The 24,421-nt window shown below is 70.2% G+C and carries 23 protein-coding genes and 2 riboswitches; of the genes, 12 read left to right on the top strand and 11 right to left on the bottom strand.

The window, feature by feature from the left end:
* Window positions 1-53: 53 nt before the first annotated feature.
* Complete coding sequence (locus PKF00_RS00230; RefSeq protein ID WP_271215247.1) at window positions 54-692, bottom strand: hypothetical protein; 639 nt, start codon at window positions 690-692, stop codon at window positions 54-56.
* Window positions 693-773: 81 nt separating this feature from the next.
* On the opposite strand from PKF00_RS00230, the gene PKF00_RS00225 reads away from it, so the two are divergent.
* Window positions 774-1,517, top strand: coding sequence for a DUF3592 domain-containing protein (locus tag PKF00_RS00225; protein ID WP_271215246.1), 744 nt, complete (start codon window positions 774-776; stop codon window positions 1,515-1,517).
* Between the two features lie 90 nt (window positions 1,518-1,607).
* Here PKF00_RS00225 and PKF00_RS00220 read toward each other — a convergent pair whose 3' ends face one another.
* The 3 genes from PKF00_RS00220 to PKF00_RS00210 all read right to left on the bottom strand — a co-directional run bounded on the left by PKF00_RS00220 (window position 1,608) and on the right by PKF00_RS00210 (window position 5,431).
* Window positions 1,608-2,729, bottom strand: coding sequence for an acyltransferase family protein (locus PKF00_RS00220; RefSeq protein ID WP_271215245.1), 1,122 nt, complete (start codon window positions 2,727-2,729; stop codon window positions 1,608-1,610).
* 152 nt (window positions 2,730-2,881) lie between these two features.
* Window positions 2,882-4,078 carry an NADH-quinone oxidoreductase subunit D gene (locus PKF00_RS00215; RefSeq protein ID WP_271215244.1) on the bottom strand — a complete coding sequence of 399 codons (1,197 nt, stop codon included), beginning with the start codon at window positions 4,076-4,078 and terminating at the stop codon, window positions 2,882-2,884.
* An 18-nt stretch (window positions 4,079-4,096) separates the two neighbouring features.
* A complete protein-coding gene (locus PKF00_RS00210) occupies window positions 4,097-5,431 on the bottom strand; it encodes an aminotransferase class V-fold PLP-dependent enzyme (RefSeq protein WP_425582204.1) in 1,335 nt (444 codons plus the stop codon).
* Between the two features lie 53 nt (window positions 5,432-5,484).
* Window positions 5,485-5,600: riboswitch (SAM riboswitch) on the bottom strand.
* Window positions 5,601-6,120: 520 nt separating this feature from the next.
* On the opposite strand from PKF00_RS00210, the gene PKF00_RS00205 reads away from it, so the two are divergent.
* The gene (locus tag PKF00_RS00205; RefSeq protein WP_271215243.1) at window positions 6,121-6,921 is read left to right on the top strand and encodes a TerC family protein; all 801 of its coding nucleotides are present in this window, start codon (window positions 6,121-6,123) and stop codon (window positions 6,919-6,921) included.
* Between the two features lie 17 nt (window positions 6,922-6,938).
* The gene (locus tag PKF00_RS00200; protein WP_271215242.1) at window positions 6,939-8,138 is read left to right on the top strand and encodes a cytochrome P450; all 1,200 of its coding nucleotides are present in this window, start codon (window positions 6,939-6,941) and stop codon (window positions 8,136-8,138) included.
* A 190-nt stretch (window positions 8,139-8,328) separates the two neighbouring features.
* Here the strand turns inward: PKF00_RS00200 and PKF00_RS00195 are convergent, their stop codons facing one another.
* The gene (locus PKF00_RS00195) at window positions 8,329-9,462 is read right to left on the bottom strand and encodes an SAM-dependent methyltransferase (RefSeq protein WP_271215241.1); all 1,134 of its coding nucleotides are present in this window, start codon (window positions 9,460-9,462) and stop codon (window positions 8,329-8,331) included.
* Window positions 9,463-9,763: 301 nt separating this feature from the next.
* On the opposite strand from PKF00_RS00195, the gene PKF00_RS00190 reads away from it, so the two are divergent.
* From PKF00_RS00190 to panD, 3 genes are all read left to right on the top strand, one after another.
* Window positions 9,764-10,654: a Rossmann-like and DUF2520 domain-containing protein gene (locus tag PKF00_RS00190; protein WP_271215240.1), complete on the top strand. Its 891-nt coding sequence runs from the start codon at window positions 9,764-9,766 to the stop codon at window positions 10,652-10,654.
* Window positions 10,645-11,493 (top strand): pantoate--beta-alanine ligase, encoded by an 849-nt coding sequence (gene panC, locus PKF00_RS00185; protein WP_271215239.1) that lies wholly within the window; start codon window positions 10,645-10,647, stop codon window positions 11,491-11,493. Before PKF00_RS00190 ends, panC begins: the two co-directional genes overlap by 10 nt.
* Before the next feature lie 155 nt (window positions 11,494-11,648).
* On the top strand, window positions 11,649-12,068 hold the full coding sequence (gene panD, locus PKF00_RS00180) for an aspartate 1-decarboxylase (RefSeq protein ID WP_271215238.1): 420 nt from the start codon (window positions 11,649-11,651) through the stop codon (window positions 12,066-12,068).
* A 339-nt stretch (window positions 12,069-12,407) separates the two neighbouring features.
* On the opposite strand, the gene PKF00_RS00175 is transcribed toward panD, so the two are convergent.
* The 3 genes from PKF00_RS00175 to PKF00_RS00165 all read right to left on the bottom strand — a co-directional run bounded on the left by PKF00_RS00175 (window position 12,408) and on the right by PKF00_RS00165 (window position 13,700).
* The gene (locus PKF00_RS00175) at window positions 12,408-12,881 is read right to left on the bottom strand and encodes a hypothetical protein (RefSeq protein ID WP_271215237.1); all 474 of its coding nucleotides are present in this window, start codon (window positions 12,879-12,881) and stop codon (window positions 12,408-12,410) included.
* Window positions 12,878-13,093, bottom strand: a complete 216-nt coding sequence (locus tag PKF00_RS00170) for a hypothetical protein (RefSeq protein WP_271215236.1) — start codon at window positions 13,091-13,093, stop codon at window positions 12,878-12,880. Before PKF00_RS00170 ends, PKF00_RS00175 begins: the two co-directional genes overlap by 4 nt.
* Before the next feature lie 178 nt (window positions 13,094-13,271).
* Window positions 13,272-13,700 carry a hypothetical protein gene (locus PKF00_RS00165; RefSeq protein ID WP_271215235.1) on the bottom strand — a complete coding sequence of 143 codons (429 nt, stop codon included), beginning with the start codon at window positions 13,698-13,700 and terminating at the stop codon, window positions 13,272-13,274.
* A 113-nt stretch (window positions 13,701-13,813) separates the two neighbouring features.
* Between PKF00_RS00165 and PKF00_RS00160 the strand changes: the two genes are divergently transcribed.
* The 4 genes from PKF00_RS00160 to lysX all read left to right on the top strand — a co-directional run bounded on the left by PKF00_RS00160 (window position 13,814) and on the right by lysX (window position 19,637).
* Window positions 13,814-14,569, top strand: a complete 756-nt coding sequence (locus tag PKF00_RS00160; protein WP_271215234.1) for a GntR family transcriptional regulator — start codon at window positions 13,814-13,816, stop codon at window positions 14,567-14,569.
* Between the two features lie 161 nt (window positions 14,570-14,730).
* Complete coding sequence (locus tag PKF00_RS00155; protein WP_271215233.1) at window positions 14,731-17,328, top strand: L-aspartate oxidase; 2,598 nt, start codon at window positions 14,731-14,733, stop codon at window positions 17,326-17,328.
* Entirely contained in the window at window positions 17,328-18,110 is a 783-nt protein-coding gene (locus PKF00_RS00150; protein WP_271215232.1) for a type III pantothenate kinase, read from the top strand. The genes PKF00_RS00155 and PKF00_RS00150 overlap by 1 nt, the downstream gene beginning before the upstream one ends.
* A 24-nt stretch (window positions 18,111-18,134) precedes the next feature.
* Window positions 18,135-19,637, top strand: a complete 1,503-nt coding sequence (gene lysX, locus PKF00_RS00145; RefSeq protein ID WP_271215231.1) for a bifunctional lysylphosphatidylglycerol synthetase/lysine--tRNA ligase LysX — start codon at window positions 18,135-18,137, stop codon at window positions 19,635-19,637.
* A 333-nt stretch (window positions 19,638-19,970) separates the two neighbouring features.
* Here lysX and PKF00_RS00140 read toward each other — a convergent pair whose 3' ends face one another.
* On the bottom strand, window positions 19,971-20,717 hold the full coding sequence (locus PKF00_RS00140) for a TetR/AcrR family transcriptional regulator (RefSeq protein ID WP_271215230.1): 747 nt from the start codon (window positions 20,715-20,717) through the stop codon (window positions 19,971-19,973).
* 210 nt (window positions 20,718-20,927) lie between these two features.
* Here PKF00_RS00140 and PKF00_RS00135 point away from each other — a divergent pair, with 210 nt between their 5' ends.
* The gene (locus PKF00_RS00135; RefSeq protein WP_031157992.1) at window positions 20,928-21,128 is read left to right on the top strand and encodes a LuxR C-terminal-related transcriptional regulator; all 201 of its coding nucleotides are present in this window, start codon (window positions 20,928-20,930) and stop codon (window positions 21,126-21,128) included.
* 520 nt (window positions 21,129-21,648) lie between these two features.
* On the opposite strand, the gene PKF00_RS00130 is transcribed toward PKF00_RS00135, so the two are convergent.
* Window positions 21,649-22,686, bottom strand: coding sequence for a C40 family peptidase (locus PKF00_RS00130; protein ID WP_271216325.1), 1,038 nt, complete (start codon window positions 22,684-22,686; stop codon window positions 21,649-21,651).
* Between the two features lie 14 nt (window positions 22,687-22,700).
* Window positions 22,701-22,852, bottom strand: a riboswitch (cyclic di-AMP (ydaO/yuaA leader).
* A gap of 450 nt (window positions 22,853-23,302) precedes the next feature.
* Between PKF00_RS00130 and PKF00_RS00125 the strand changes: the two genes are divergently transcribed.
* Complete coding sequence (locus PKF00_RS00125; protein WP_271216324.1) at window positions 23,303-23,848, top strand: amino-acid N-acetyltransferase; 546 nt, start codon at window positions 23,303-23,305, stop codon at window positions 23,846-23,848.
* A gap of 267 nt (window positions 23,849-24,115) precedes the next feature.
* Here PKF00_RS00125 and PKF00_RS00120 read toward each other — a convergent pair.
* A partial coding sequence (locus tag PKF00_RS00120) for a hypothetical protein (protein WP_271215228.1) occupies window positions 24,116-24,421 on the bottom strand: 306 nt, incomplete at its 5' end.

Below are 24,421 nucleotides of genomic sequence, written 5' to 3'. Positions count from 1 at the left end.
GAGCGGCTGCCCGGGGTGCTCGCCGGCGGGGGCGAGTGCTGGAGGTGTGCGGTTCAGTCATGCGCCAGGCGCATCGCCGGGCCTGCGGCGCGGAAGACGATCGTGAAGGAACCCGCCGCCGCGTCGACCTGGTAGGCGTAACAGCCGGGGGCTCGTAACCGGGTGAGAGACGGACGGTCCCGCCAGCCTCCGGGCAGCGCGTCCTCGGCGGGGTCGAGCAGGAGTTCTTCGACGGCGGGGTCGTCGAATCCGAGGACGCCGGGCCCGTCGAGTCGTCGGCCTCGGACCAGAACCGGTGTGGTCAGCGTGGGGTTCACCGCCCACATCACTTTCTGGGCGGCCCAGGTGGGATCCGCCAACCGGCTTCCGGAGCCGGGGGCGGTGTACTCCAGGCGGCCGTCGGCCCCGAGCCCCACCGGTCCGGCCAGCCATCCGCCCTGAACCGGCCCGAGGGCCTGGTCGGGGCGCGTGGTCGTGGTGGTGACCGGACAGGGGGCTCCCGGCTGAAGACGCTCGACCGCCCACGGGCGGCGCAGCCGCTCCACGGGATACGGCTTCGCGCCTTCTTTCCCTTCGTGTGCCGCGGAATCCTGTCGGGCGCCTCCGGCTCCGTTCGGAGAAACGGGGCCGACGTCGCAGCCGAGCGCCGTCAGGGCCAGCGCGGCGGCGACGAAGGAGAAACGGTGTCTCACAGAGCATCCTTCAGCAGGGGACGGCCGAGGATTCCATTCCACGGCACGGCTGCCATTGTGACGGCGCGGACGCGGTCCTTAATGGAATTTCTCGGTCCGAAAAAATGCCCGGTGTCCGCGCCGTGTGCGGTCAATGAAACTTTTCCCGTGGCGCTCGGGAACATGGCATTTCTTTTGTTCCGGCCGCAGACTGGTGTGCATGCTGATCGACCGCCTTCCCCCGAAGGGGGCGCGAGCGAGGACGGTTCGCCGGAGGCGATCCCGTCACCGTGCGGCACAGGGAGGCCGGGGCTGATGGCCCGGTGGTCAGTCCGGCGTCTCAGGCCGTCCGACGCCCTGACGGACAAGCTCACGACCGCCATGGCCGTCGTGTCATTCCTGGGCTTCGCGGGCGTTTTGATCTTCACGTTCCCCCTGATGCTGTCGGAGACCACGACGAAGCTCGAACTGCGTGATCACGGCATCCGGACCGTCGGCGTCGTGCGGGACGGGGAACAGGTCTCCGGCGACCGTGAACACAGATACATCGAGTACCTCACCAAGACCGGCTCCGGCGGGGACGCGAACCGGCACATTGAGTGGTTCACGGGCAACCAGGCCGCGGGAACGGAGATTCCGATCGTCTATGACGCGGACAGGCCGAGCGTGTTCAGCCTTGAGGCGGGCGTCGGCGTCCCCGTGCTGGTGCTGTATTTCGGCATGCTCGCTTTGATACTGGGATTGATCGTCGTCAGCATCCTGTTCGCACTTTCCGTGTGCGGCGTCCCCTGGTCCAGATTGTTCTTTCGCCGGTCCGGCCGGCCCGGGTCACGCCAGGAACTCTGACGCTCCCATCCCCGGCGGCGCGTCCGTCTCCGAGTCGTCACCCCTGACGTACGAGTTCGGACGGGCGACCGCGTCCGGCCGTCCGGCCCGTCACCCGCCGGCCCCGCCCGTGGCGCGTCTGCGGCCGAACAGCAGCAGGAACGGGATCGTGCACAGCAGCGGGCCCGCGACGGCCAGGGGGCGTTCCAGCCACCACAGCAGGTTGGGCGGGACCTGCTCACCGGGCGGTTCGCCGGTCAGCGCCCAGAACAGGCCCATCAGGATCGCCATTCCGGTGGTGTGGAACAGGAACAGCGGCAGCGCGTACCTGTTGATCGTCTCGTTGGTCCACCGCCACCTGGGACGTTCGAGCAGGCGTTCCATGGCGGGGCGCAGCACCTCGACCAGGCCGACCTGGAAGATCAGCAGGGCCACGATGACGAAGGTCGGCGGCGCCATGTTGGACAGCTTGTCGCCGGGCACCCCGACCATCGAGCCAGGGTAGATGCCCGAGTAGACCAGGCCGAAGAGGGCGAACAGCCCCGTCCACAGGGTGGCGACGTCCAGCCTGCGGGGCAGGGCCACCATCCGGTCGTAGAAGAAGCCCGCCTGGTGCGCCAGCCCCCAGACGATGACCATGTTGAGCCAACCGGCCGCCTCGAATCCGTAGCGCAGCCGCAGCACGTCGACGGCCAGCGCCGCGCCGCCGAGCCAGATGAGGACCAGCACGTCGAAGCGCCGGTGGAGCCAGAGCATGACGGGCAGCAGGGCGATCAGCATGAGGTAGACGCCGATGAACCACAGCGGGCTCAGCACGAGCAGCACCACCCGGTCGATCCAGGTGATCCCGAAGACCCATCTGATGACCGCGCCGACCGCGATCCAGGAGCCCGCCAGCACCAGCGCCGGGATCGCCAGGGCCCGGATGCGCCGCCAGACGAAGGTGCCGATGCCGACGCCGCGCTCGCGGGCGCGCTTCCACGACAGCAGGTGGACGTACCCGCCCACGTAGAAGAAGAGCGGCAGCACCTGCAGCAGCCACGTGAGGATCCACAGCCCCGAGGTGAAGCCGAGCGGACTCGTCGGCGAGGGACCTTCGGGGCCCCACTGCAGGATCGTGAACGCCCAGTGCCAGACCACCACGACGATCAGGCTGAGCGCGCGGAGCCAGTCGATGTACTTGTCCCGCTGCCCGTCTCCGGCACGGGACGCGGTGTCCGCGCGCTCGCTCATGCGGCCCTCCCGTGGCTCACTCGCCGCTGTCGTCCACGGTCATCCGCCGTGCCGCTCACGCCCGCCCTCCGATGTCCTCCTGGTCGTCCGCCGACGCCGCTCACGGGTCACCCGCCGATGTCCTCCACGGTCACCCGTCGATGTCTCCACGGTCACTTGTCGATGTCGCCGACCACGAAGAACATCGACCCCAGAATGGCCACCATGTCGGAAACCAGGTGTCCGGGCAACATTTCCCGCAACACCTGGACGTTGTTATACGAAGCCGAGCGAAGCTTCAGCCGCCACGGGGTCTTCTCACCCCGGGAGACCAGGTAGTAGCCGTTGATGCCGAGCGGGTTCTCCGTCCAGGCGTAGGTGTGCCCCTCGGGGACCTTGAGGACCTTCGGCAGGCGCTGGTTGATCGGCCCCTGGGGCAGCTCGCGGAGCCGTTCCACACAGGAGTCGGCCAGGTCCAGGGAGACCTTCACCTGTTCGAGCAGCACCTCGAACCTGGCGTTGCAGTCTCCGGCCGTGCGGGTCACGACCCTGAGCGGCAACTCGTCGTAGGCGAGGTAGGGGTCGTCCCTGCGCAGGTCGAGGTCGACGCCGGAGGCGCGGGCGATGGGGCCGCTCACGCCGTACTGCATGATCGTCTCGCGGTCCAGCACGCCGACCCCGACCGTGCGGGCCAGGAAGATCTCGTTGCCCGCGATCAGGCCCTCGATGTCGGGCAGCCGTCGCCGCACGTCCGCCACGGCCACGGAGACCCGGTCGAGCCAGCCGAGCGGCAGGTCCTCCTTGAGGCCGCCGACCCTGTTGAACATGTAGTGCATCCGGCCACCGGAGATCTCCTCCATCACGGCCTGGAGGGTCTCGCGCTCCCGGAACGCGTAGAAGACCGGGGTGATCGCGCCGAGCTCCAGAGGATAGGAGCCGAGGAACATCAGGTGGCTGAGCACCCGGTTGAGCTCGGCCATCAGCGTGCGCGTCCAGACCGCCCTGACCGGCGTCTCCATGCCGAGCATCCGCTCGACCGCGAGCACCACCCCCAGCTCGTTGGCGAACGCCGACAGCCAGTCGTGCCGGTTGGCCAGCACGATGATCTGCCGGTAGTCCCTGACCTCGAAAAGCTTCTCCGCGCCCCGGTGCATGTAGCCGACGACCGGCTCGGCCGAGCTGATCCGCTCCCCGTCCAGCGTGAGCCGCAGCCGCAGCACCCCGTGGGTCGACGGGTGCTGCGGACCGATGTTCAGGACCATGTCCTCGGTCGCGAGCTCCTTGCCGCGGGCTCCCGCGACGGCGTCCGCTCCGGCCCCGATCCCGACGTTCACTTCCCGGGACGCGCCCTGGGCACGAGGCTCACTCATAGGCCCCATGCTGCCACGTCATCGACGCGAGACAAGATCCCGCAGAGCCGTGATCAGGCGGTCGACGTGCTCGGTGGTGCTCCCGATGCCGATGGAGGCGCGCACCGCGGAGGCGGTGACGTCCTCGCAGCCGCCGTCCTTGGCCCCCAGGAGGTGGCGGACGAAGGGGTGGGCGCAGAACTTGCCGTCGCGGACGCCGATGCCGTACTCGCCGGACAGGGCCTCGGCGACCTCGCGGGCGGTGAACCCGTCGACCACGAAGGAGACGATGCCGACGCGGGCGTGGTCGGGACCCCACAGGGACAGCTCGTGGACGCCCTCGATGCCCGCGATTCCGGCGCGCAGACGGCCGAGGAGCCGCTCCTCCTCACGCACCAGCACGTCCCAGCCGGTCGCGCTCAGGGCGTCGCAGGCGGCGGCCAGCGCGATCGCGCCCAGCACGTTCGGCGTGCCCGCCTCGTGGCGCGCCTCGGGGTCGGAGTGCCACTCGGTCTCGTCGTCGTTCACGGCCCGCACCGCGCCGCCGCCCCTGAGGTACGGCTCCGCCGCGGAGAGCCAGTCGGAACGGCCGATCAGCGCGCCCGTGCCGAACGGGGCGTAGAGCTTGTGACCGGAGAAGACCACGTAGTCCAGGTCGAGCGCGGTCAGGTTGAGGCGGCGGTGCGGGACGAGCTGGGCGGCGTCGACGAGGATGCGGGCGCCGTGACGGTGGGCGATGTGGGCCAGGGCGGCGATCGGCCACAGCTCGCCGGTCACGTTGGAGGCGGCGGTCACGACCAGCAGCTTGGGCCCCTCGATCCCGGCCAGCGCGTCGTCGACCGCGCGCACCGCCTCACCGGGGAAGGCGGGGGCGGGCAGCCGCACGACGTCGGCCCACGGCAGCAGCGAGGCGTGGTGCTCGGTGTCGAAGACCACGGTGGTGGTCCCCGAGGGCAGGCTGCGGGCCAGCAGGTTGGTGGCGTCGGTCGTGTTCCTCGTGAAGATCACCGAGTCGTCGGCGCGTGCCCCGACGAAGGCGCGCACGGTGTGCCTGGCCTGCTCGTAACGGGCGGTGGTCAGCTGGGACGCGTACCCGGCGCCGCGGTGGACGCTGGAGTATGCCGGGAGCGCGGCGGCGACGGCGGCGCTCACCGGCTCGAGACAGGGGGCGCTGGCGGCGTAGTCGAGGTTGGCGTAGGAGACGAGCCTGCCGCCCTTCACCGGGACCTCCAGGTCCGCGCCGAGCACCGAGGGGATCCGCCGGTCGTCGCAGACGCGGCTCGCGGGGACGGTCACGGTCGCGGCGGCGTCCGCCGAGGCGAGAGGGGCTCCGGTGGCGGAAGCGGTGGAGGTGAAGATCGTCAGTGCGGACACGCCGGCTCTCCTTGGAGGTCATCGGACCCCAAGCCATCGGCGTTGGTGCATGGAGCCCGCGCTTGCCCGACACACCTCGTGCCGGACCAGGTCCTCACCCGGGGCACCCCGCCGCGGACGCGAGGGTTGCCGGCCAGCGAGCCGGGGCTTGTCACTGGCACTCATGACCTACGAATCGGACTATACCCACACTCGGGCCGTGCTTGGCAAGTCCCGGGAACCGGCACGGCGGTCGTGTGGGGAGAGACAGGGCGACGTGGGCCACGGGTGCGCCGGGCGGGAGAGAACGCGGCGAACCGAGTCGGAGAAGCCAGGGTGAACAGGACCGGAGAGAAGGGGCGAGAGGCTCGGAGGAGAGGTTCAAAAGAGGGGGTGGAAGAGGGGGCGGGGGCGGGGAAGGTCCGGGAAGAGGTCAGGACAGGCCGAAAAGAGGGGTTTCGGTGGTGATCCGGAGGAACTTCCGGCCGTGCCGGATCGTCTGGTGCTGTGACCGGGAACGTTCACCAGGTCACGCACCGCTCGCGGGCGCAGGCCGGCCCGGTGCCACCGCTCGCCGTACCGGCGGCTGAGCGGCGGGCGCGGTGCAGGAGTCGCCGTGGACGGTGAAGACGGTGACGGCGTCGCCGTGAGCGGCGGGCACGGTGACGGCGCGCGGTCGCCCTGACGAGGATCCGAGGACTGGAGGCACGATGGACTGGGTGACCGACCCGGCGAGTTGGATAGGGCTGCTCACCCTGATCGCGCTGGAGATCGTGCTGGGCATCGACAACATCATCTTCATCTCGATCCTGGCGGGGAAACTCCCCCCCGAACAGCGCGACAACGCCCGCAGGCTGGGCCTGCTGGCCGCCCTCGTCAGCCGCCTCGCGCTGCTGCTGGCGCTGTCGTGGGTGGTGCGGCTCACCGACCCGCTGTTCGAGGTCCTCGGTCAGGAGATATCGGGGCGAGATCTGATCCTGATCCTCGGCGGCCTGTTCCTGCTGGCCAAGAGCGTCCACGAGATCCACGGCCACACCGAGGGCGGTTCCGGCCACTCGGGCGGCGGCAGGACGGTGGTCCCCTCCTTCACGTCGGTCATCCTCCAGATCATGGTGCTGGACATCGTGTTCTCCCTCGACTCGGTGATCACCGCGGTCGGCATGGTCGACGAGCTCGCCGTCATGGTCATCGCGGTCATCGTCGCGGTCGTCGTGATGCTCTTCGCCTCGGGGCCGATCAGCCGCTTCGTGGACAAGCACCCGTCGATCAAGATGCTCGCGCTGTCCTTCCTGGTGCTGATCGGCGTGGTGCTCATCGCGGAGGGCCTCGAGCAGCACATCTCCAAGGGCTACATCTACTTCGCGATGGCGTTCTCGCTGGTGGTCGAGCTGCTGAACATCCGGGCGCGCCGCGGGTCGGCCGGCGGGCAGCCGGTGGAGGCGCACGGGGCGGCGGAGGGGGAACCCGGGCCGCAGGCCGGGCCGCGCGGGCCCGAGGCGCAGGAGCGGTAGGCGCTTACGATGGCCCGGTGGAGTTCGACCCGTGGGATCCGCAGTTCGTCGCCCATCCCTATGACGTCTACGCCGAGCTGAGACGGCGCAGGCCGGTCAGCCTCTTCGAGCCGACCGGCCAGTGGCTGGTCGCCCGGCACGCCGACGTCAACGCGCTGCTGCGCGATCGCCGGCTCGGCCGCTCCTACCTGCACGTGGCCACGCACGCCGAGTTCGGCAGGCCGGACGACCCCGGGTTCCAGGACCCGTTCTGGCGGGTGATCAGGGCCGGGATGCTGGACGTCGAACCGCCGGTCCACACCCGGCTGCGCCGCCTCGTCTCCAAGGCGTTCACCCCGCGCATGGTCGAGGCGCTCCGTCCCAGGGTCGCCAGGATCGCCGGGGAGCTCGTGGACGCCTTCGTCGAGCGCGGCGGAGGGGATCTCATCGCCGAGGTGGCCGAGCCGCTCCCGGTGACCGTGATCGCCGAGATGCTCGGCGTGCCGGAGGAGGACCACCGCCTGCTGCGTCCCTGGTCGGCCGACATCTGCGGGATGTACGAGCTCAACCCGTCGGCCGAGGTCCAGCGCGCCGCCGTACGGGCCGCGGAGGAGTTCTCCGCCTACCTCGTCGGGCTGGCCCGCGCCCGCAGAGCGGACCCCGGCGACGACCTGGTCAGCGCGCTGGCCCTGGTCGCGGACGAGGGCGACAGGCTCACCGAGGAGGAGTTGGTGGGCACCTGCGTGCTGCTGCTCAACGCCGGGCACGAGGCGACCGTGAACGTCACCGGCAACGGCTGGTGGTCGCTGTTCCGCAACCCGGCCGAGCTGGAACGGCTCCGCGCCGACCACGGCCTGCTGCCCACGGCGATCGAGGAGCTGATGCGCTGGGACACCCCGCTGCAGATGTTCGAGCGCTGGGTGCTCGAGGACGTCACGGTCCGCGGAGTCGACATCCCGCGCGGCGCCGAGGTGGCACTGCTGTTCGGCTCGGCCAACCGCGATCCCGAGGTGTTCGCCGACCCCGACCGCCTCGACGTGGGCCGGGCCGACAACCCGCACATCTCCTTCGGCGCGGGCATCCACTTCTGCCTGGGCGCCCCGCTGGCCAGGATCGAACTGGCGGAGTCGTTCGGCGCCCTCCTCCGCAGAGCCCCCAAGCTGGAGCTCGTCATCGAGCCCTCATGGAAACCGGGCTATGTCATCCGGGGGCTGACGGCCCTTGAGGCGCGGGTCTGAGAGAGCGCTCCCCGGCCGCGCCGACGGTCGTCGCCCGCACGGGGGGTGGCCGAGACGCCCGTTCCCGTTTCGGACGCCCGCCGTACGGGCCTCGACGGTCAGACGCGCGTCGGGCATGAGGCGGGCATGAGGCGGGCATGAGGCGGGCGCGGACGTGGGTGCGGACGTGGGCCGGGGCGGTCCCGCCCGGTCAGGCGCGGGTCTGGGACAGCCAGCCGAAGCCGCCCAGCCCCTCGGGAGCGATCAGCTCCGCCTCCTGCGAGGCTCTCGCCAGGGCGCGCAGGTAGCCCGCGGGGTCGCTGCGGGCCAGGTCGAGAGACGGGCGGGCTCCGGTGACGCCGAGGACGCGTAGGGCGTCCCGCTGGGTGGTCAGGACCGTCGAGGTCGCCCCCGCCCGCACTCCCGCCGCCGCGCAGGCGTCCAGGGCGACGTGCGAGGTGATGTCGCACGATCCGTCGGGCACGGGCGCGACGAGCCCTCCGTCGCGGTAACCGATCAGCGTGCCGTACGGCGGGCGGGCGTCCGACCGGTGGGCGTAGTCGGCGGTGATCGCACGGCCACGTGCCAGCCGTGCGATCACCGAGACCCAGGCCTCGTCGCGCGGCCTGCCGATCTCGGCCCGCCCGCCCACGGCCGACATCGGCCACCAGCGGTCCAGCCAGGCCAGGTCGGCCTCCTCCGGCCTGTCGCCGAGCCGTTCCGCGCCGCTCGAGGGGTCGACCATGACGAGCCGGGGGCCTTCCCGTGTCTGCTCGGCGACGTCCACGGGAACGTTGTCCAGCCACTCGTTGGCCATCACCAGCCCGCGGACGCCCTCGGGCACCGCGGCCGTCCAGACGATCTCCTCCGGCAGCTCCGCGGGTCTGGGGGCCAGGTCCACGCAGGTGACCCTGAGGCGGGAGCGCAGCTCGGGCGGCGCGGCGGCGAGCACCCCGGCAGCCAGGGCGCCCTCTCCCGCGCCCACGTCGACCAGGTCGAGCGGCCCGAGCGGTTCGCCCGGCCGGACGTCTCCCGGGACAGGCGGCCCGAGCGGTTCGCCCGGCCGGACGTCTCCCGGGACAGGCGGCGCGGGCCGTTCGCCGGTCCGGGTGTCTCCCCGGCGGGCAAGGGCGGACCGCTCGTCCGCGAGGGTCCCCGCCGGGCCGGTCGCGTACCGGCCGTTCAGCTCGGCGTCGACGGCGATCAGCTCTCGCAGCACGGCCCCGGCGAGGACGGCCGAGGCGCCGACCGACGTCCTGAAATGGGCGGAGGGGCGCTCGCGCAGGTAGAAGCCGTTCTCGCCGTAGAGTGCCCGCTCCGTCGCGGCACGCCAGGTGAGCCACACGCCAACCGACGCTACACGTGCGGCGGCGCGCGCGACACGTGATCGCGCCAAGGCGGTCATGAAGGCGGTCATGACAGGGGGCGGCGGATCCGCCGTGGCCCGCTGTGATCCACTTGGAGGAGACCGGATCTCCGCGCGGAGGGCGGCCCCCGCCAGGGGGTCCCGCCCTCCGCCGGACCTCCACCGGGGAGGGCGGGCGTCGCCGCTTTCGGACACGTGGCTTCACGCGGTCCGGAGGGCCGTGCCCGTTACGCTGGTCAACTGGGCATGGAGCCCCCATCTGGTCAAAGGACGGGACGTCATGGACGCAGTCGATCGCCCGGCGCGGCTGGCCGTCGGAGTGGTTGGAGCAGGCCGGGTCGGCTCGGCGCTCGGCGCCGCGCTGGCGCGGGCGGGACACAGGGTCGTCGCGGCGAGCGGAGTCTCCGACTCCTCCAGGGAGCGAGCCGTCGAGCGGCTCCGCGTCACGCCGACCCGGCCCGAGGACGTGGTGGCCAAGTCGGACCTCATCCTCATCACGGTCCCTGACGACGTGCTGCCCGACCTGGTCTCCGGCCTGGCCGGCACCGGAGCGGAGCTGCGCGGCAAGCTCGTGGCGCACACCAGCGGCGCGTACGGCCTGGCGGTGCTGAACCCCGCGACCAAGGCGGGAGCGCTCCCGCTGGCGCTCCATCCGGTGATGACCTTCACCGGGAAGGACGACGACCTGAGACGCCTCACCGGCATCTCGTACGGCGTCACCGCGCCCGACCTGCTCAGGCCCGTGGCCGAGGCGCTGGTCATCGAGATGGAGGGCGAACCCGTCTGGATCGCCGACGCCGACCGGCCGCTCTACCACGCCGCCCTGGCGGGCGCGGCGAACCACATGGTGACGCTCGTCGCGGAGTCGTCCGAACTGCTGGAGAAGATCGGGGTCGAGCATCCAGGGCGAATGCTCGGCCCGCTGCTCGGGGCGGCGCTGGAGAACGTGCTGCGTCTGGGCATCGCCGGGCTGACCGGTCCCGTGGTGCGCGGCGACGCGGGGACGGTCCGCAAGCACGTGGACGCGCTGATCCTCGCGGCACCCGAGGCGGCGGACGCCTACGTCGCCCTCGCTAGGCTCACGGCGGACCGCGCGCTGGCGGCCGGGCTGCTCAAGCCCGAGGCCGCCGAGCGCCTCCTCGACGCCCTGGGAGGAAACATATGGACGTGATCGTGGCCGGCGACCGCGCCGGGCTGGTCAAGGCGAAGCGGACCCTGGGGGTCGGGGCCCCCTCCGGGGGGACACTCGCGCTGGTGCCGACCATGGGCGCGCTGCACGAGGGGCACCGCTCGCTCATGCGCCTCGCCCGTGAGCAGGCCGACCACGTGGCGGTGAGCATCTTCGTCAATCCACTGCAGTTCGGGCCGAACGAGGACTTCTCCCGCTACCCCCGGACGTTCGACACCGACCTGGAGATCTGCGCGGACGAGGGCGTGAGCGTGGTGTTCGCCCCGTCCGCCGAGGACATGTACGCGCCGGACCGGCAGGTCGCGGTCTCCTCGGGGAGGATGGGCACGATCGTCGAGGGGGCGTTCAGACCGGGACACTTCGACGGCGTGCTGACCGTGGTGCTCAAGCTGTTCAACCTGGTCCAGCCGGACATGGCGGTGTTCGGGCAGAAGGACGCCCAGCAGCTGGCGATGATCCGCAGGATGGTCGCCGACCTCGACCTGCCCATCTCCGTCCTCGGGGCGCCCACGATGCGCGAGGCGGACGGCCTGGCGCTGTCCAGCCGGAACCGCTACCTGTCCTCACACGAGCGCCACGTGGCGCTGACCCTGTCCAGGGCGCTGTTCGCCGGCGCGGAGCGGCGGACGCCCGGGGAGGTCCTCGGGGCCGCGCGCGCCGTGCTCGACGCCGAGCCCGAGGTGGCGCTCGACTACCTGGTCCTGGTGAACCCGGCGACCTTCGCCGAGGTCGAGGAGGACCACGAGGGCGAGGCGATCCTGGCCCTGGCCGCCAAGGTCGGGACGACCAGGCTGATCGACAACGTGACGGTCGCCCTCTGACACGTCTTCGGGCTTTCCCCGGGGCGCGTGTGACGTGCTGTGACGCCCGGGACGGGGGAGCGGGACCTCGCAACCGCCTCTCCGAACGCTCGGATATATTCCGCGCAGGCGCGCACGTCACCGGACGGCGCGACCGAGCGAGAGGTGATCGACGCATGCTCCGCACCATGCTCACGTCCAAGATCCATCGTGCCACCGTCACCCAGGCCGACCTGCACTACGTGGGATCGCTGACCATCGACGAGGACCTGCTGGACGCGGCGGGCCTGCTCCCCGGCGAGCAGGTCCACGTGGTGGACATCGACAACGGCGCCAGGCTGGTGACCTACACGATCGCGGGCCCCAGGGGCTCGGGCGTCATCGGCATCAACGGCGCGGCCGCCCGGCTAGTCCACGCGGGCGACCTGGTGATCATCATCGCGTACGGCCAGCTCGAGGACGCCGAGGCCCGGACCTTCGAGCCCAAGGTCGTGCACGTCGACGCGGACAACCGCATCGTCGACCTCGGCCCCGACCCCGCCGCCGCCCCTCCCGGCCTCCTGAGGGGTGACGAACTTCACAGCGTCCTCCAGTAGGACGTCCCCAGAGGGACGGTTCACGAGAAGCCGCACACAACCCCACCGACCAAACCATCCCCGCGTGCGCGGGGAGCACCTTACTGACCTGCGGGTTTATCGGCGCGAGAGGTTGAAAAACATCACTATCGCTGATTCGGACATTTCTGGCTTGGTTGGTCAGTGTGGGTGTGACGGTGAGGTCAGGTTAGTACGTGGTGGGGGCACGCGTTCCGGGGACAGGGGGATGCGCCGGGGCGGGAAGGGCCTGGCCGGATGTGGATCCGGCCGGGTGCCTGCAGCGGTGGCTCGGGAGCGGCCTGGGTGGTCAGACCTCGACCTGGAGGTCGGCGCGCGGGATCACGCGGCCCTCTGGACGGCGAGCGGATGGCGGGCTCCGGCGGTGGACGCCAGGGGGACCACGAAAGCCGAGGAAATCGGGGGCGGCAGGGAAGCGGCGTCGCCGTACCCGCCCAAACCTCTGTGTCCGTCCGGGTCGCTGTGCCTGTCCGGGAGGTTCGGGTGCTTGTCGGTGGACGTCGCGCTCAGGTACGGCGTCTGCCAGGTCAGGGTCCTCTCGATTTCGCGCATCCGTTCCTCCAGGCCCTCGGCGGTGTCGCTTTCGACGATCACCGGCTGCGGGGTCGGCCAGGAGCTCAGGGCGTAGAAACGGCGGCGGCCCAGGCTGTACAGGACCGTCCAGGCAGGCCAGGAACGTTCCAATCGCTCGGCTTCGGCACGGGCGGGGCCCTCCCACAGGCGGCGGTGGACGGTGGTGTGAGGCAGGCCGGTGCGGTGACGGCCCGCCGTGCGCGAGGAACGCCGCCAGATCACGAGGCCGCCTGCCGGGCGATCTCTTCCTGTCGCTCCACGGCGACCTGGACCTCCGCGAAGGTGTCGGCGTCCACCGCCGGATCCGCCCCGGCCCACAGTGCCTCGACCGGGAACGGGCTCTGCCGCCTCGCCCAGAAGCGCCCGGCGTCACTGATGATCAGTCGCCAACCCGGAATCGTCTGACCAGGCAGGATGGCTCTGGCATTCTCCATGGATCGGACCTCCTGAGTCCGTTTGAGAACCCGTCCGGCGATGGTGCGTCCGGCAGGTCCGCTCTGTTCGGGAAAGTTCGGGCTCTTCGCGTGATGCGGGTGACTGCATCTGGCCAGCGATGGCCGCCCGTGTGGTGGCGCGCTTGGGGCGATACCGAGCGAGTGAGCACCTTCTTGGTCAAGGATTCGTCGGATGGATGGCTTCGTCGGAAGGGGGTGCTCCTGTCAGCAGGCGCAGCCGGTTGAGAAAAGCGGTGACGCCTGTCTCCGCGTCGGCGAGCGTCCACGCCTGGCATGTTGGCGAGGAACCGCTCCGGTGGGTTTTCTCCGCCAGGTGAACGTGATCATCGTGATCGCTCACTACGGCGAGTTCGGTGTCCGGCCACTTCGCGCTGGCCAGACGTTCAGGATGGGAGAGGAGGGCGTCCGTCACGGGGACCCAGAAGGCTGTCTCGGCGCTCTCCTTGGTCGGGTGGCGGTCCCCTTTCGACAGGTGATCGCTGACGAGGACCACGACAGGCTCTGGTTCCTCGATGAGGTGCCAGTGCTTATCGCGCCATCGAAAGGTCAGGTGTGCGAGATGTGCCGGATCATGCGGGATTGTCACTCAACCCCCATTCTAGTATACGCTAATTCATTGACGTATACGAGAATGGGAGGCCGGTATCGTGCCTGTCAAGCCGTTCGGCGAAGATCTCCCTGGTGAAAAGGAGGAGGCCGGTGCGGGGTCATGCCTACGAGCACGTCGCGGCCGAGCTGCGCGAGGCGATCCTGCGAGGCGACTACCCTCCGGGAACGCGGCTACCCAAGCATGCCGACCTCGCTCAGCGGTACGACGTCTCTGAGATCGTCATCCGCAAGGCCGTCGACGACCTGAAGAACCGAGGACTCGTCGAGACGCGCGGTCGGGGCGGCACCACCGTTCGTGAACGCCCGCCGGTCCGTCGGATCTCGATGGACCGCTACCGTGCCGACGCCGGTCCGCAGAGCGTGCCTCAGACCTCCTTCACCAGGGATGCGGGCGTCACGTGGTCGGAATACCGCCTCGACAAGGCCTATCAATGGATCATCGCCGACTCGCGCCTGGCCGCCTTGTTCGCCGTCGATCTCGGCGTCAGGGTGCTGGAGCGCAGATTTGTTTTCTACGCCAAAGGCCTCCCGTCCCAGATGTCGCGATCATGCCTGCTGGCTGCTGACGTCGAAGGCACCGCCGTGGCCGACCCGAAAAACGAGCCATGGCCCGGAGGCAACATAGGACAGCTCGGAAGCTTGGGCGTCGAGGTGGACGAGATCGCCGAGGAGACGGCTGTCCGGATGCCCGACGCCGAAGAAAGCGCGATCCTCAACATCGGCAGCGGGGTCCCAGTGTTTGCGATCACCCGCCGCATGCTCTCCCGAGGACGTGTGGTCGAAGTGGCCGACCCGATCGTCATTCCGGGAGATCGCGCCGTCCGCGTCGACCAGATCTTCCTTTGACCGCGAGGGTGCAGGCGGGCATGCCCGGGGCGGGAGGCGAGGAAGGCGATGGGCGCCGGGGGAAACGATGGGGACCCCGGGGAACAGTCGCTGCGGCGGGGGCGTTATCGTCACATTGACGAAATTGAAGTGCCTCTAACGATCCCCTTGAGGAGGCGGCAGTGACGATCCCGGCCATTCCCCAGAGGTTGACCGCACCCCCTCCAGGTTGGACGGTCGAGGCCGACGTCGTCGTGGTCGGCTCGGGGGTCGCCGGTCTGACCCTGGCGCTGCGGTACGCCGGGCTCGACCCGGAGGCGAAGATCCTGGTCGTCACCAAGGACGTGCTCTCCTCCGGGTCGACGCGCTGGGCGCAGGGCGGCATCGCCGCCGTGCTCGACCCCGCCGACACACCGGCCGAGCACCTGTCCGACACCCTCGTCGCGGGGGTCGGCCTCTGTGACGAGGAGGCGGTGCGGGTCCTGGTCACCGAGGGGCCGGGGGCGTTGCGCGAGCTGATCGCGACCGGCGCCCGGTTCGACACCGACGCCTCCGGCGAACTCCAGCTCACCAGGGAGGGCGGTCACCGCCGCAACCGCATCGTGCACGCGGGCGGCGACGCCACGGGGGCCGAGGTGCAGCGGGCGCTCGTCCAGGCCGTCGGCGAGTCGGCCATCCAGGTGATCGAGCACGCCCTCGTGCTCGACCTGCTCAAGGACGCGGAAGGCAGGACGGCGGGGGTGACCCTGCACGTCATGGGCGAAGGCGAGCGCGACGGGGTCGGCGCGGTCAGGGCGGGGGCCGTGGTGCTGGCCACCGGCGGCATGGGCCAGGTCTACTCCGCGACCACCAACCCCGTCGTCTCCACCGGTGACGGGGTCGCGCTCGCGCTGCGGGCGGGAGCCGTCGTCAGGGACCTCGAGTTCGTCCAGTTCCACCCGACCGTGCTCTGGCTCGGCGAGGACGCGACGGGCCAGCAGCCGTTGATCTCCGAGGCCGTCAGGGGAGAGGGCGCGGTGCTCGTCGACGCCGAGGGCGTCCGCTTCATGAAGGACGTCCACGAGCTCGCCGACCTCGCCCCCCGCGACGTCGTGGCCAAGGCGATCATGCAGAGGATGCGCGAGACCGGCGCCGAGCACATGTACCTCGACGCCCGTCACTTCGGCGAGGAGAAGTGGCGCACCCGGTTCCCGACGATCCACGCGGTCTGCCTGGAGCACGGGATCGACCCGGTCACCCAGCCCATCCCCGTCGCCCCGGCCGCCCACTACGCCAGCGGAGGCGTCAGGACCGACCTGCGCGGCCGTACCAGCGTGCCGGGCCTGTACGCCTGCGGGGAGGTGGCCTGCACCGGCGTGCACGGCGCCAACAGGCTGGCCTCGAACTCGCTCCTCGAGGGCCTGGTGTTCGCCCGGCGGATCGCCGAGGACATTCACGCCGAGCGGCAGGCCTGGTCGGCGGGGTCCACGCCTCGCGAGGAGGGGACGGCCGCGCCCTCCGGCGCCGTACGGCACGCCCCGGGCGAGCCGGTCGCCGACGACAGGCCCGCCGGCCTGCTCGACCCCAGGGCCAGAACCAGGATCCAGGGGCACATGAGCAGGGGCGCGAGCGTGCTGCGCAGCAGGGAGTCCCTGACCGAGGTCGCCAAGGCCCTGCTGAACGTCAGGTGGACCCCGGTCGCGGTCGAGCCGTGCACGGAGTCGTGGGAGACCACGAACCTGCTGACGGTCGCCTCCGCGCTGGTGGCCGCCGCCCGCGATCGGGAGGAGACCCGCGGGTCGCACTGGCGCGAGGACTTCGCCGAACGAAACGATGAGTGGTGGCTCGGTCACCTCGACGTGACCCTGACAGCGGAGGGAACGACCATGACATACGTGCCGCACGGGCGCGGCGCAGACGCGCTGCCGCCGCAGGTGGAGGCGGACCTGGTCGAGGCGGGCCTGGTCCCCGCCGAGGTGGCGGCGCTGCTGGAGGTCGCCAGGGCCGAGGACGTCCAGGAGGCCGGTGACGTCACCAGCCTCGCCACCATCCCCGCGGAGCAGATCGCGACCGCGGACGTGGTGGCCCGCGTGGACGGCGTCGTCGCGGGGCTGGCCGTGGCGGAGGGCGTGTTCGCCCTCTTCGGCCAGGGCCGCCTCACGGCGGAGCGCCGGGTCAAGGACGGCGAGCGCGTCGCGCGCGGCGACGTGCTGATGACCGTCACCGGCCCGACCCGCGACCTGCTGACCGCGGAGCGGACGGCGCTCAACCTGCTCACCCACCTGTCCGGCGTCGCCACCCTCACCGACCGCTGGGTGCGGGCCGTCGAGGGAACCGGGGCGCGGATCAGGGACAGCCGCAAGACGCTGCCCGGCCTGCGAGCCCTGGAGAAGTACGCGGTGCGGTGCGGCGGCGGGGTCAACCACCGCATGTCGCTTTCGGACGCCGCGCTGATCAAGGACAATCACGTGGTGGCCGCGGGTGGGGTGGCCGAGGCGTTCCGGGCGGTCCGGGACGCGTACCCCGGCCTGCCGATCGAGGTCGAGGTCGACCGCATCGACCAGATCGAGCCGGTGCTCGCCGAGGGCGCGGAGGAGATCCTGCTGGACAACTTCACGGTGGAGCAGCTGGCGGAGGCCGTACGGCTGGTCGCGGGCAGGGCGCGGCTCGAGTCCAGCGGCGGGTTGACCTTGGAATCGGCTCGTGACGTAGCCGCGACCGGGGTTGACTATCTTGCCGTGGGCGCGCTCACCCACTCCGCGCCCGCCCTTGACATCGCCTTGGACCTTCGGGGGAATTGATGCTGCTCGCCATCGATGTCGGTAACACTCACACCGTTCTCGGCCTGTTCGAGGGTGAGGAGGTCATCGAGCACTGGCGGATCGCCACCGACGCCAGGCGCACCGCCGACGAGATCGCCGTGGTGCTCCAGGGACTGCTGGGGCAGTCGCCGCTGCTCAAGGGCACCGACGTCGACGGCATCGTCCTCTGCTCGACCGTGCCCTCCGTGCTCAACGAGATGCGCGAGATGTGCCGCCGCTACTACGGCGACGTCACCGCGGTGATCGTCGAGCCGGGCATCCGCACCGGGGTGCCGGTCAGGATGGACAACCCGAAGGAGGTCGGCAGCGACCGGATCGTCAACGCGCTCGCGGCCATCCAGCTGTACGGCGGGCCGTGCGTCATCGTCGACTTCGGCACCGCGACCTCCTTCGACGCGGTCTCCGCCAAGGGGGAGTACGTCGGCGCGGTGACGGCCCCCGGCATCGAGATCTCGGTCGACGCCCTGGCCGCGGCCGGGGCGCAGCTGCACAAGGTCGAGCTGATCCGGCCCCGCTCGGTGATCGCCAAGAACACCGTCGAGGCGCTCCAGGCGGGCATCATCTACGGCTTCGCCGGTCAGGTCGACGGAATCGTCGAGCGCATGGCGGCCGAACTGGCCGACGACCCCGACGACGTCACCGTGGTCGCCACCGGCAGCGCGGCGCCCCTCGTCGTCAGCGAGGCGCGCTCGATCGACGTGCACGAGCCGTGGCTCACGCTGATCGGCCTTCGCCTGATCTATAACCGCAACACCCCGTAGCCGGACATCGGTAACCTTGTTCCTGTGACCGATGAAGTGACCAGCCCCGCCGAGGATCTGCCCGAGCAGATGCGCGTGCGCCGGGAGAAGCTCGACCGCCTCCGCTCAGAGGGCGTCGACCCCTACCCGGTGAGCTTCCCGCGCACCGCGACCAACGCCGAGATCCGCGAAAAGTACGCCGATCTCGCCGCTGACATCGCGACCGGCGACAAAGTGGGCGTCGCTGGACGGGTCATGCTGTCGCGGACCGGCGGCAAGCTCTGCTTCGCCACGATCCGCGACGGCTCCGCCGACCTCCAGGTCATGATCTCCCTGGACAGGGTGGGGGAGGAGTCCCTGGCCGCGTGGAAGCGTGATGTGGACCTCGGCGACCACATCGGCATCGAGGGCGAGGTGATCACCTCCCGCAGGGGCGAGCTGTCCATCCTCGCCGACCGCTGGGCGATCACCTCCAAGTGCCTGCGCCCGCTTCCGGAGAAGCACGCCGGTCTCACCGACCCGGAGGCGCGCGTCCGCCAGCGCTACGTGGACCTCGTCGTCAACGACGAGGCCCGCAAGATGGCGTACACCCGCAGCGCCGTCGTGCGCGCCATCCGCGACTTCTGGCACGACGAGGGCTACCTCGAGGTCGAGACGCCGATGCTCCAGCCGATCCACGGCGGCGCGGCGGCCCGGCCGTTCAAGACCCACATCAACGCCTACGACATGGAGCTTTATCTCCGCATCGCGATCGAGCTGTACCTCAAGCGGCTCGTGGTCGGCGGCATCGAGAAGGTCTTCGAGATCAACCGCAACTTCCGCAACGAGGGCGCGGACGCAACCCACAACCCCGAGTTCACGATGATGGAGGCCTACGGCACCTATCTCGACTACAACGGGATAGCCGACCTGACCCAGCGGATGATCCAGAAGGCGGTCGTGGCCGCGCTGGGTCACTCCGTGGTGACCTACGAGGGGCAGGAGATCGACCTGGGCCTGCCCGAGTGGCCGAGGGTCACCGTCTACGGGTCGGTCTCGGAGGCGCTGGGCGAGGAGATCACCACCGAGACGCCGCTGGAGCAGGTCCGCAAGCACGCCGACGCCCACGACATCCACTGGGACGCCAAGTGGGGTCAGGGCAAGCTCGTGCAGGAGATCTTCGAGGAGCTCGTCGAGCACACCCTCATCCAGCCGACGTTCGTCATGGACTACCCGCTGGAGACCTCCCCGCTGGCCCGGACGCACCGCGACAACCCGCTGCTGACCGAGAAGTGGGACCTGATCGGCTTCGGGACCGAGCTCGGCACCGGCTACTCGGAGCTGAGCGACCCGATCGAGCAGCGCCGCCGCCTCACCGAGCAGTCCCTGCTCGCCGCGGGCGGCGACCCCGAGGCCATGCAGCTCGACGAGGACTTCCTCACCGCGCTGGAGTACGCCATGCCGCCCACCGGTGGCGTGGGCGTCGGCGTGGACCGCCTCATCATGGCCTTCACTGGCAAGAACATCCGCGAGACGATTCTGTTCCCCCTGGTCAAGCCCACAAGCTGACCGGTTTCACCCGTCGAGCCCGCGGCTTGACCCGTTTCGGCGGGTCGGGTCGCGGGCCGTCGGTTTTCCATGGCCGGGTCTGTGAGCCTGTTCTCGAGGGCTGAACCTGTCGGCGGCGCCCGCGCCCTCACCGGTCCGCCGGCGCGCACAGGGGTGTGCACGGCGCGGTGCGGCGGGTCGTGGCGTCGGGCGGGTCGGCGCCTGTGGGCGGCACGGGGCCTGTGGGCTGTGCGGTGCCTGTGGGCGGTGCGGGGCCTGGGCGTTTCCGGTGTGAGCCGGGGTGGCGTCGCGAGCGCGCTCCCGGCGGACGTTCCGAGACGCGGCGGCAGCCGTTCAACCGGACTGCCCGGGTGCCCGGTTCTTCGGCGCGCGGGGCCCGCACATGTCATCTCTCCGTGTGTCGTTCTCCGGGCCGGGCTCCTCGGGGGAGAGGTTTTCGGGCGGCCTGTTCTCGAGGGAGAGGTTTTCGGCCGTGCCGTCCTCCGAGGCATGTTCGATCCCGGTCATCAGCCAGCCGAGCGCCGTGGCGAACAACTCGGACGGCACAGCCGAGGGATCGGCGCGACGCTGGATCGCCAGTCCCTCGAAGAGGCCGACGACCACGGTCGCCACCGCCGCCGCGTCGTGGGAGGCGAAGTGCGGGGCCACCATGCGGGCGACGGCCGTACGGGGGGCCAGCCAGCGTTCGGCCAGTCGGTCGAGTAATTCGGGCCTGGTCAGGGCATAGCGCAGAAACTCCAATTCGAGCGTGCTCGATATCGTGTGTTGATCAGCTAGTTCCGCCATAGATGCGCCGAATGCCGCAAATCCCGGGACGCCGTCCTCCCATTGCGGGGGGTTTCCCCCGTCCCCGTCAAGGGGGTGGGCGACGTGCTCGTCGAGGAGCGTACGGAAGAGGTCGTCTTTTCCGGTGAAACTCGAGTAGAGGGCGCCGACCGTGCGGCCGGCCCTGGAGGCGATCTCGTCCACCGAGGCCCCGGCGAAACCTTGTTCTGCGAAGACTTCGGCCGCGGCGGCCAGCAGGCGCCTGCGGGTGTGTGCCTTGGCTTGTCTGCGGCTTAACCGTAAAGGCACCGACATATCATGAGTACTTCACGTAGCGCCCGCTATGTCAACGGCACGTGCTCCCTAAGTGAAGAGTGGAACTTGACGACCTTTGAACAAGCCGTTTACCGTTCCTGACGGGCGGCATTGATTCCAGACAACTCACGCCTCAGTCAGGTGCGGGGGGAGCGACTCCAGATGGCATATCCCGAAGTGGATTCCCGTCGCGGCGATGGCCTCCTGAGCGTGGGTGAGATCGGTCTCAGCGACGAGGACCTCGTGTTGCTGGCGGAGCTGGCCAAAGGCGTCACCGTGGACAGGGTGGGGCGTCGCCTCGACATCAGCGGCAGGACGGTCAGGCGCAGGCTTCGCGGGATCTGCGACCGCATCGGCGTGGCCACGGCGATCGAGGCCGTGGCCTGGGCCGCCCGCAGACGGCTCATCTAGCTCCTGGCGCTGCGGCGGCCGGCGACGTTCACCGGGGCGCGCGCCGTTCGAAGGCCCCGAGCGCGTCCGTGCCGGCACTCGCCGTACCGGCGCCCGGAACACCACGAACCCGGTGGAGGCACGCGGTCCCCGGCTGTCAGGGCAACGGTCACCCGCCTGCCAGGCCAACACGACCAGCCCCCGAACCACCCCGGCCCCGAGTCCCCGGCCCCGAGCCTCCGAACGGCCCCGGCCAGACTCCGGAGCGGTTGAACCTCTGGCTCCTGGTCCTCGAACGGCTCCGGTCCCGAGTTTTCGTTCCTGGGGCCCAGAGGGGCTGAACCTCTGACTCCGATGATCCCGGCCCATGCCCGCCCCGGGATCCCTCCCGGGCCCATGGCGCGGTCACGCGCCCTCTGAGGGCCGCAGGGGGCGCTTCCCCGGGCGGCGGAGGCGGTCTCGGAGCGGCCGGCGGGCATCGCTGGGCCGGAGCGGGCCGTTCGGGACCTCGGCCCGTCTCCGGTCGGCTCCCCGGCCCGCCTCAGTCGGCGATGCGCACGCCGCCGACGAAGGGCCGGTTGTCGATCGTGGTGATGTGGATGACGTCGCCGGTCTGGGGGGCGTGGACCATGAGGCCCGCGCCGATGTAGATCCCGACGTGGTGCAGGTCACTGTAGAAGAAGACCAGGTCTCCGGGACGGAGCTCGTTCCTGGAGACGCGGGTTCCCGCCGTCCACTGGTCGCCCGTGTAGTGGGGAAGGCTGATGCCGACCTTCTGGTAGGCCCACATCACCAGCCCCGAGCAGTCGAAGGAGTTGGGTCCCTCCGCTCCCCACACGTATGGCTTGAGCTGCTGGGTGAGAGCCCAACGGGCGGCTTCGGCCGCCTTGCCGCTGCCGACGATCGGCACGTTGATCTTGACCCGGCTGCCCCGGTTGCGCTCCGCGCGCGACCGCACCTCGCTGAACAGGCTGCTCTCGACCTTGGTCACCAGGCGTTCGATCTTGGTGCGCCTGTCGCCGAGCTCCGTCAGGAGCCCCTTGACCTCGGCGGTGCGGGCGTTGGCGCTCTCCTTCGCGCGTTCCGCGGCCTCGATCGACTTGCTGAGCTGGGCGACCTCCTCGCTCTGCTGCTGCTGGAGCGCGTAGTTCGCGGTCGCCTGGTCGAGGAAGGTGTCGGGGTTGGACGACTGGGTGAAGGCGAGCCCTGAGGCCAGACCGCCCGCCATGTAGGTGCTCTGCGCGAGGAGGGTGGCCTTGGCGCGCCGGGTGGCCAGGTCGGACTGGCTGACGGAGAGGGTCTTCTTGGCGCTCTCCGCGGCGCGCTGCGCCTGCTTGAGCTTGACCCGCTCACCGTTGTACTGCTCGCTGAGAGTCTCGATCTCGGTGTGCAGCTTCTCGGCCTGCTTGGCGAGCTGCTGCAGGCTGGGCCGCGGATCCGCGGTCGCCACCAGGGGGGTGCCGAGGGTCAGGGAGGCGAACGCCAGCCCGATGACCGCCATCTTGCGTGAGAGCCCACGCGCCGCGTGTTCTCGATGGCGGGCGTGTCTGCCCGCGCGCTCTCTCCCACGGTTGCGCATGCGCTTCACCAACAGGCTCCTCTCTCGGCCGCCTACCGGGTTAGCTGACGGGTTCGGGCCGGAGGCAGCCCTACCGAGGCGCCGGTGGCACTTCGGATTCACCCCGGGGGACGTTGCGGAGGGTGGGTCCCCGGTTCCCCAGTCGGGGATTCGGCGGTCCAGCACTTTACGGTGCTGACATCGAGCACGGACATTAGTGCAATTGGAGGTTCATGCTCAACCAGAACTGCAAAGCTGGTAGAGCTTTCACAACTGAAATGTCACGGTAAGGTCACGCCATTTCATGATCGACATATGCGTCACGCTGGCTCTCGATCTTTCCGGGGCGCATATGGCGGGGTCGTCGCAGGTCTGCGCTTCTGTGAAAGATCGGATCCCGCGAGCCCCTGTCAGGCGCGCTCCGGAGTGGCCACCGGGGCGCTGTGTGTCATCTGGTGAGCCTGGGGTGAGGGTTAGGGGCGAACCGTAAATAAGCGGTGGCGAGGACGTACGCTGATCGGTCATGGAGCAGGTTGCGGAGCAGTTCTCGGCGCGGGCCGTACGCGATGCCGGAATCGACGCCGAGGGCGCGGCACGGCGGGCCGAGGGCGAGGGCGCGGACGCGGAGAAGCGGCCGGTGAGCGGGCAGGGGTCCGAGGCGGATCCGGCGGCGATCACGGTCCGCCGCGCCCGGACTCCGGACGTGCGCGCCATCCGGCGCCTGGTCGACACCTACGCCGGAGCCGGCCCGCGCCTGCTGGAGAAGGCCACGGTCACCCTGTACGAGGACGTCCAGGAGTTCTGGGTGGCCGACATGGACGGGGTCGTCGTGGGCTGCGGGGCGCTGCACGTCCTCTGGGAGGACCTCGCCGAGATCCGCACGGTCGCCGTCGACCCCGGGTGCCGGGGGCTGGGCATCGGGCACCGGATCGTCTCCTCGCTCATTCGCACCGCGGGCGACCTCGGTCTGCGCCGGGTCTTCTGCCTGACCTTCGAGATCGATTTCTTCGCCAGGCACGGATTCAGGGAGATCCAGGGAACGCCTGTCTCGCCGGAGGTCTACGCGGAACTTCTCGCCTCCTATGACGAGGGCGTCGCCGAGTTCCTCGACCTGGAGCACGTCAAGCCGAACACCTTGGGAAACACCCGGATGCTTCTCCATCTGACACCGCGGTCCGACTGACTTGACCTGAGTGCTGACTGATCGGAAAGGTGACTGTTGACACCTATGTCGATACCTTGTGCACCAGCAAGCATGTGAGTCTGACATGTGCCACATGCGCAGTCGAAGTGAGGTGACGCGGTGAGCACCGGACAGCCACCGTATCCGCAGGATGATCCCGACCGCGACCGCACACCGTCGGGGCATCCGCAATACGGACAGAATGCGGGTCGAGCCCCTGGTGAACTCGATCCCGATGTGACAGTCGTGGGATATCGATCGGAGGCCTCACAGTCCCACACCGGGCCGGGGCAGACCCAGCCCGGATACGGACAGCAGGGTTACGGCCAGCAGCAGGGCTACGGGCAGCAGGCCGACTACGGTCAGCAGGCGGCGCAGCCGGGCTACGGCCAGCAGCAGGGGTACGGTCAGCAGGCCGCCCAGTCTGACTACGGTCAGCAGCAGGGTTACGGCCAGCAGGGCGGCACCGGGGCGTACGGCCAGCAGCAGGGCTACGGGCAGCAGGCCGACTACGGTCAGCAGGCGGCGCAGCCGGGCTACGGCCAGCAGCAGGGGTACGGTCAGCAGGCCGCC

This window comes from Streptosporangium carneum (assembly GCF_027922005.1).
GTDB classification, from domain to species: Bacteria; Actinomycetota; Actinomycetes; order Streptosporangiales; family Streptosporangiaceae; genus Streptosporangium; species Streptosporangium carneum.
This window is presented reverse-complemented; position numbering and strand designations above follow the sequence as displayed.